Origin of the sequence: Mesobacterium pallidum, assembly GCF_019966535.1 — a bacterium.
Classification (GTDB): Bacteria; Pseudomonadota; Alphaproteobacteria; order Rhodobacterales; family Rhodobacteraceae; genus Mesobacterium; species Mesobacterium pallidum.
Window position 1 is genome coordinate 40625 of the sequence record NZ_JAIMID010000032.1, and the last position, 7877, is coordinate 48501.

Here is a 7877-nt window from a genome sequence, read left to right on the forward strand (position 1 = left end):
CCTGCGCACGCAACGCGCGGTCTGGTCGGGGTTTCTTACCCCGCCTTCGGCATCGTCCCCGCGACGCATTCCCATTCCGGACCCCATTCGCGAGGATTCCATGGCCGAGATTTCGCCCACCCTGTCGCTGCCCTACATGCAGGCCTCGCAGGCCCAGAAACACGTGACCCACAACGAGGCGCTGCGCCTTCTGGACATGCTGGTGCAGGTCTCGGTCGAGGCGATCGGCGGCACCCTGCCCCCGGTCCTGCCGGCCGAGGGCGAGGCCCATGTCACGGGCACCGGCGCGGGGGGCGCCTGGGCCGGCCATGACCACGAGATCGCGACCTGGTCCGACGCGGCCTGGCATTTCGTGACCCCGCAGGCGGGTTTCCTGGTCTGGGACAAGTCCCAGGCCGGGCTGCGGGTCTGGACCGGCGCGGCCTGGATCAACCCGCCGGTCGACCTGCAGAACGTCGGCGGGCTGGGCGTCAACACCGGCTTTGACGCGACCAACCGGCTGGCGGTCTCGGCCCCCGCCACGCTGCTGAGCCACGAGGGCGCCGGGCACCAGCTGAAGATCAACAAGGCGGCCGCCGCCGAGACCGCGTCGCTGCTGTTCCAGTCGAACTGGACGGGTCATGCCGAGATGGGGCTGTCGGGATCGACGGGCTTTTCGGTCAAGGTCTCGCCCGATGGCGGCAGCTGGGTCACCGCCCTGTCGATCGACCCGGCCAGCGGCGCCCTGTCGGGCGCGGCCGTCCAGGCCAGCGCCGGGGACGCCGGCGCGGGCCGGGTGATGAAGGTCGGCGGCTTCGGCCTGGGCGCCACCGGGGATGCGCCGCTGATCGCCGACCTCAACGCGACGGCGACCCCCGCCGGCACCTGGCGCTTTACCGCCGCCACGACGAATGCCGCCAGCCTGCCCGCCGCGCTGCAGGGCGGCACCGGCGCGATCACCGTGGCGCGCCAAAGCGCGACCGAGGCGCGGATGACCGCCTGGGCCACGGGCGCCGCGGACGACAGCTGGAGCCGCCGGCTGGCGGGCGGCGCCTGGGGCCCCTGGGGCCGCAACCATGCGGAGGCGAATACCGCCCGCGACGGCGCCGGGCAGCTCTATTCCGCCCCGCACCTGATCAGCCGCATCCTGCCCAGCCTGTCGGAAAACCCCGCCGATGCGGTGACCAATGCCGCCGCGCTGAACGCCGCGCTGGCCGAAAGCGCCGCCACGGGCAAGACTGTCCGGACCGCGGGCCAGACCGTGCCGCTGGGCGCGCGCATCGTGCCGCCCGAGGGCGGCGGCTGGCGCTGGGACAGCGCCTCGGACTTCCTGCTGCTGGCCACCTACGAGGACCAGGGCGGCTACCTGCGCCCGGCGAACCCCAACATCCACCAGTCCGACGTGCGCATCGAAGGCTTCCGGCTGGCCTCGGACATCGACCCCGCGACCGGGCATCCCTATGCCGGCAACGTGTTCTTTGCCGCCTTCGCCGACAGCGAGCTGAACGGCGTCCGGGCCGAGAACTACTACGGCGACCAGGCCTTCCTGATCGCGCTCTACAACAGCCGCATGGACATGCCGTACTACTACACGGTCGATCCCGACGCGGGCACCGGCGGCATCCGCCTCCTGGGCGGCGAGGACAGCATCGTCTACGGCGCCAAGGGCCGGTCGGGCGATGACGGGCTGCAATTCGTGCCGGGCAATTCGCTGGCCGCGCCGCTGTCGAACCTCGCCACGCGCAATTGCCATTACATTGGCGGCACGGTGGAAACCTATGCCCGCGCCGTCATCGCCTTCATCGACACCAACGTGACCGAGAACATCGTCGGCTGCGGCTTTACCGGCGTGCGCGGCCGGCTGCTGGGCTCGGTCGGCTCGGTACGCTCGGCGTCGTTCGGCAGCTACAACACCACCGGGTCGGTCATCGGCCTCAAGGTCGGCGACACGGTGCTCGAGGAAAGCGCCCGCACGGGCGGCGGCAGCGTCTACCTGCTGGGCGGCGTGCAGGACAGCGACTTCGACATCACCGTGATCGCGCCCGACCGCCAGGTGCTGCGCATCTCGGAGGACAATTTCCAGAGCTCGGGCGCCCTGCCCCGGCGCAACACCGTACGTATCCGTTCGGACCAGGCGCCGCGCACCGGCACCACGGTGATGGTCTCGATCGAGGAAGGCATCGACAACCAGGTGACGCCCCATGTGCGCGCCCCCGCCGCCACCTCGGCGGTCTATGTCTCGGGCTCGGAGGGCACCTGTCTCAAGGATGGCCAGGTCACCGGCATCCAGACCGGCGAGTTGGGCCTGTCGGTGGTCTCGGCCGCCACGGCGCTTGATTGCGTGAACATGAAGTTCCGCGGCACGGGCACCGCCTATTCCTTCCAGCAGACGCCCGCCGCCTCGGCGCGGATGATCGCCTGCGATCTCGGCGGCCAGGCAAGCACCGGCTACACCCCGGGTGTGCTGGCCTACGAACGGGCGTAAGCGGCGCGGCCGGGATTGCCGGTCACGTGCAGGCGCCCATACCGCAGGGCCCGTGGGGGGCCAGCCCCCCACACCGCACGACCCGTGGGGGGCCAGCCCCCCACACCCCCCGGAGTTTATCGGCACAATGAAGACCGGAGCCCCGCTCCTGTTTTCAGTTTGCCGCAGATACTCTCTCCAGGGGCGCCCTGGACGCCCGCAGTCACGGCTCAGGGACCGAGAGACAATCCCCGGGGTGCCGGGACGGAGATGCAAAAGGGCCGCCCCCGACCGGGGCGGCCCTTTCCATTCGCTGCCGCATGGTGCGCCGTCAGAGGAACAGCACGTCTGTCGCGTCGAGATTGGCCAGCACGGTCGACATCACGGTGATCGTGTTCACCCCGTCGCCGTGCAGGTCGTAGACGAAATCCGCGCCGACCTGGGTCGAGGCCGCCATGAAGTCGGCAAAGGTCTTCACGCCGATCGTGTCAGCGGCAAAGACCAGCACGTCGTGATCCCCGCCGGCGATCGCCGGGGTGAAGTTCTCGATCGTGTCGTTGCCGAAGCTGGCGCCGTTGAAGACGAAGGTGTCCGACCCGCCGCCACCGTTCAGGATGTCGTTGCCGAGACCCCCGGCCAGGCTGTCGTCGCCGGCCCCGCCGTAGAGCGTGTCGAACCCGGCATCGCCGTAGAGCAGGTCGTCGCCGGCATCGCCGTAGATCTCGTCGGCGCCGATGCCGCCGTCGAGCTGGTCGTTGCCGTCCTGGCCGCGCAGCGTGTCGTTGCCGTCATCGCCCGTCATGGTGTCGTTTCCGTCCCAGCCGGTCAGGCTGTCGTCGCCGAGGTTGCCGCCCAGCAGGTCGTGGCCGGTGCCGCCGTCGATCGTGTCGTAGCCCTTGCCACCCCAGATCGTGTCGTTGCCCGACCCGCCCATCATGACGTCGAAGCCGTCATTGCCGGACATGTTGTCGTCGTCCTCGTTGCCGTACATCTCGTCGTTGCCGAGACCGCCGACCATCGTGTCGTTGCCGGCATTGCCTTCCATCGTGTCGGCCCCGTCGTCGCCCGAGAGGTAGTCGTTGTCCGCCCCCCCCGAGAGGCTGTCGGCGAAGGTCCCGCCGAACATGACGTCGTCGCCGGCACCGCCCAGCAGGGTGTCTTCGCCCTTGTGGCCGTTCAGCGTGTCATTGCCGAGACCGCCGTCGATCGTGTCGAACCCGTCCTGGCCGTTGAGCTCGTCGAAACCGTCGCCGCCGTAGATCTCGTCGCCATGGATGCCGCCCCAGATCAGGTCGGCGCCCGAGCCGCCGTAAAGCAGGTCGAAGCCCTTGTGGCCGACGATCGTGTCGTTGCCGTCGCCGCCGAAGATCGTGTCGTAGCCGTTCTCGCCCAGGATCTCGTCGTCGCCGCCGTTGCCGTGCAGCTCGTCGAACTGGTAGCCGCCCGAGATGAAGTCGTTGCCGGCGCCGCCATGCACGGTGTCGTTGCCGTCGTTGCCATACATGGAATCGTCGCCGTCGCCGCCGTGCAGGTCGTCGAAGCCCTGGCGACCATACATGGTGTCGTCGCCGTCGCCGCCATCCAGCACGTCGAAGCCGACCCCGGCCTCGAGGAAGTCGTGGCCGCCCTGGCCCGAGAGCGTGTCGTTGCCGTCCTCGCCCTCCAGCCTGTCGTCGTCGTCGCCGCCGAAGACCGCGTCATCGCCGACGCCGCCCCACAGCTCGTCGCGACCCGCGCCGCCGGTGAGCTCGTCGTTGCCGTCCTGGCCCCAGAGCGTGTCGTCGCCATCGGCGCCGAAGAGCGAGTCAAAGCCCTTCTGGCCGCGGACCAGGTCGTTGCCCTCGTCGCCGTTGATGCTGTCGCCGCCCTTGCCGCCGCTGATCGTGTCATCGCCGGTGCCGCCGTTCAGCAGCTCGTTGCCGTCGTTGCCCTCGATGTAGTCGTTGCCGGCGCCGCCCTGGGCGGTGTCGTCGCCGCTGCCCGCGATGATCGTGTCGTCGCCGGCATCGCCGACCAGGCTGTCGTCGCCGTCGCCGCCCTCGATGTAATCGTTGCCGGACCAGCCGTAGACCTCGTCGTTGCCGGTGCCGCCGTAAAGGATGTCATGGCCCTGGCCGCCCTTGAGCTGGTCATTGCCGCCATCGCCGTAGATCGTGTCGTCGCCGAACGAGCCGAAGAGCGTGTCGTCGCCCTCGATGATCTCCTGCGCCGCGGGCAGGATGATGTCGTACCACGACCCGGCCAGCTCGCTGTCGAAGAAGGCGGGCACGATCTGCATCGTCTCGAGGTTGATCGCGTGATCGACCCAGTCCGCGGCCACGTACTCCTCGACCGAGGCGAGGTTGTAGAACCGGGTGATGACCCAGGTGCGGAAATCCTCTTCGGTAAAGCCGCTGTCGCCGCGCAGCAGGTCGTTTTCCTCGCCGCCGTCGAGCGCGTCGTTGCCGCCGCCGCCGATCAGGATGTCCTCGCCGAAATCGCCCGCCAGCGCGTCGTCATCGGCGCCGCCGTCCAGCCAGTCGTTGCCGACCGAGCCGAAGAGGTAGTCGCTGCCCTCCTCGCCCCAGATCATGTCGTCGCCGCGGTTGCCCTCGGTCTGGTCGTCGCCGCTGCCGGTGATCAGCAGGTCGGCCTTGTCGTCGCCATGGGCGCGGTCGTCGCCGCCGAAGGTCAGGATGATGTCCGCGCCTTCGTTGCCGGCCACGTCGTTGCCGATGTCGTTGTCGAACCAGACGTCGTCGCCGAAGCCCATGGTCTGGTTGGCGCCGCCCAGGTCGAACTGTTCCTGCAGGTCGGTGCCCGAGCGGTTCCAGTAATGGTCGTGGAAGTTGGTCACGTCGAGCACTTCGGCGGTGTCGTCGAAGACCACCACGCGGATCGCCTGGTCCTCGGGGCTGTCGTCCACGTCCGGCGGCGCGACCAGCTTGAGATAGGTGTCGATCGGCACGCTGTCGGTGTCGAAGATGCTGACGTCGAGATCGCCGAGGTTCACGTTCTTGAGGATCAGCGTGCCGCGCTCGGTGGTGAGCTGCACGTCATCGTCCACCTGCACCAACTGGCTGAACAGGAAGTCCGAGCTGCGGCCGACCGCCGACATGTCGATCCGGTCGAGATCGACGTCGAAATCCATGATCGTGTCGATCCCGTCCTGCGGGTTGGTCACGATCAGCGTCTCGCCCAGGAAGGAGTCGCCGCTGTAGATGTAGTCCTGGCCGCGGCCGATCACGAAGATGTCGGCGTCATGCTCGGCGCTGTCGTCGAACACGATCTCGCCGTCGACCAGCGAGACCGAGAAGTCGAAGGCCTTGGCCAGCGCATCGAGCCAGGCCGCGGTCTCGTTCCCGGCGCCATCGAGGTTCTCGAGGATGGTCAGGAAGTCGGCCATGTGCAGCGCGTGGTCGCCGTACATGATGTTCTCGTCGGCGCCGCCGATGAGGATGTCGCGGCCCGCGCCGCCCAGCAGCCGGGTGCCGCCGGTGATCTCGAGGGCGACCTCGCCGGTCTCGCGGTTGTAGCTGCGCGACCGGGTCGAGGAGCCGTCGACAAGGTCGTTGCCGTCGCCGCCGTCGAGGAAGCCGGCCAGGTAGATCGCCTGCACCAGGTCGTCGCCGGTGCCGCCGGTGGCCCCGGCAAAGGCCCATTGCGGACCGTCAAGCACCGGGCTTGCCAGGAAGGCGGGCGTCGTCGCCGTCGCCGGCTGGTAGCTGAAGTGGACCTGGTCGTCGCCCGCCCCGCCCGCGGCATAGCGGTCCTCGTTGAGGTTGGTTTCCATGTAGTCGGCGCCGCCGCCGCCAAAGATCACGTCATCGCCGTTGTCGCCGAAGACGAAATCGTCGCCCTCGCCGCCATGGACGAAGTCCGAGCCCTTGTTGCCCGCGGTGTGGTCGACCCCGTCCTGGCCATAGAGGCGGTCGTCGCCTTCCTTGCCGGCCACCGTGTCGTCGCCGGTGCCGCCCCACATGGAGTCGTTGCCTTCCTGGCCGAAGGTGTTGTCGTTGCCGGCCCCACCGTAGATCAGGTCGTCGCCGGCCCCGCCCGAGATCAGCTCCTCGTCGCCGTCGCCGCCGTAGAGCGTGTCGTTGCCGTCCTCGCCGTCGAGGTAGTCGTCGCCGTCACCGCCGAGGATGCTGTCGTCGCCGCCGCCGCCGAAGGCGGTGTCGTCGTCGTCCTGGCCCAGCAGCGTGTCCCGGCCGTCGCCGCCGATCAGCGAATCCTCTCCGAGCCCGCCGAGGATGCTGTCGCGGCCCTCGTTGCCCTCGAGCCAGTCGTCGCCCTCGTCGCCGCGCACGGTGTCGTTGTTCTCGTTGCCGAAGAGGCTGTCGTTGCCGGTGCCGCCGTAGATGAGGTCGTCATCCTCGTTGCCCGAGACGTAGTCGGCCCCGTCGCCGCCGTAGATCGTGTCGTTGCCGCCGCCGCCGCCGATGAAGATGTCGTCGCCCGCGCCCGCGTCGATCCAGTCGTCGTGATCGGCGCCGTAGATCTCGTCGATGCCGCCGCCGCCCTCGATGCTGTCGCGGCCCGCGCCGCCGGCGATGTAGTTCGCCCCGTCGCCGCCGATCAGCGTGTCCCAGCCGTTGCCGCCCTCGAGCGTGTCGTCGCCGAGTTCGCCATAGATCAGGTCGAAGCCGTCGTTGCCTTCCATCAGGTCGTTGCCGGCGCCGCCGTGGATCGTGTCGTCGCCGTCGTTGCCGTAAAGGCTGTCATCGCCGTCATCGCCGAAGATGAGGTCGTTGTCCTCGTTGCCGAAGAGCGCATCGATGCCGTCGCCGCCGAGAATCGTGTCGTTGCCGAAGCCGCCGCCGACGGTGTCGTTGCCGCCCGCCGCGGTGATGCTGTCGTTGCCGAGATCGCCGGCAATGGTGTCGGCCCCGTCGCCCGCGGTGATGGTGTCGTCGCCGTCGCCGCCGTTCAGCGTGTTGTCCCCGATCAGGTCGACCAGCGTGTCCGACCCGGTGCCGCCATCCAGCCAGTCGTTGCCCGAGGCGCCGTCGATGAAGTCGGCGCCGTCGTTGCCCTCGAGGAAGTCGTTGCCGAAGCCGCCCTCGACCGTGTCGTCGCCCTCGTTGCCGTACAGGCTGTCGTCGCCGCCATTGCCGAGCAGGCGATCGTTGTCCTCGTTGCCCGACATGTGGTCGTTGCCGTCGCCGCCCTTGAGCGTGTCGGCCCCGGTGCCGGCGCCGATCGTGTCATTGCCCGCGCCGCCCTCGAGGCTGTCGTCGCCGGTGTCGCCGGTGATGGCGTCATGGCCTCCGCCGCCCAGCACCGTGTCCGCGTCGAGCCCGCCGTGCAGCACGTTGTGGCCCGCGCCGCCGATCAGCGTGTCGAAGCCCGCGCCGCCCTCGAGCGTGTCGTCGCCCTCGCCGCCGTCAAGCAGGTCGTCGCCGTCGTTGCCCTCGAGGTAATCGTTGCCGGCCCCGCCCAGCAGGGTGTCGTT

The 7877-nt window shown here is 69.3% G+C and carries 2 protein-coding genes; one reads left to right on the forward strand and one right to left on the reverse strand.

Features of this window, described 5'->3' with window-relative positions:
• The first annotated feature begins 100 nt into the window (after positions 1-100).
• Positions 101-2464, forward strand: a complete 2364-nt coding sequence (locus tag MF270_RS26355; protein WP_238368608.1) for a DUF2793 domain-containing protein — start codon at positions 101-103, stop codon at positions 2462-2464.
• 310 nt (positions 2465-2774) lie between these two features.
• On the opposite strand, the gene MF270_RS26365 is transcribed toward MF270_RS26355, so the two are convergent.
• Positions 2775-7877 (reverse strand): calcium-binding protein (locus tag MF270_RS26365; protein ID WP_272490898.1); only part of this gene is annotated, 5103 nt, incomplete at its 5' end.

Coding starts and splice junctions, on each gene's coding strand:
- MF270_RS26355 (WP_238368608.1), top strand. CDS start 101: ATGGCCGAGATTTCGCCCACCCTGTCGCTGCCCTACATGCAGGCCTCG.